Origin of the sequence: Streptococcus mitis, assembly GCF_946190285.1 — a bacterium.
GTDB classification, from domain to species: domain Bacteria; phylum Bacillota; class Bacilli; order Lactobacillales; family Streptococcaceae; genus Streptococcus; species Streptococcus mitis_CP.
The window spans coordinates 1-337 of sequence record NZ_CAMHZX010000029.1; the positions used below are offsets into that span (position 1 = coordinate 1).

Genomic DNA, 337 nt, shown 5'->3' on the forward strand with positions numbered 1-337 from the left:
GAACCTGCAACACCCGCACCAAAAGCAGATGAGCCAGCGTCTCCAGCACCGAAAGTGGAAGAACCAGCGACACCAGCGCCGAAAGTGGAAGAACCTGCAACACCCGCACCAAAAGCAGATGAGCCAGCGTCTCCAGCACCGAAAGTGGAAGAACCAGCGACACCAGCACCGAAAGCAGATGAGCCAGCGACACCAGCGCCAAAAGCAGAGGAACCAGTGACTCCAACACCAAAAGTGGAAGAACCAGCGTCTTCAGCACCAAAATCAGAGGAGCCAGCGGCTACAACGCCAAAATCAGAAGAACCAGCGGTAACAACGCCAAAAGTGGAAGAACCTG

The 337-nt window shown here is 55.2% G+C and carries 1 pseudogene; it reads left to right on the top strand.

Annotated elements, in window-relative coordinates:
* Positions 1-337, top strand: a pseudogene (locus tag N8L39_RS09280) (CAP domain-containing protein); the annotation flags it as partial.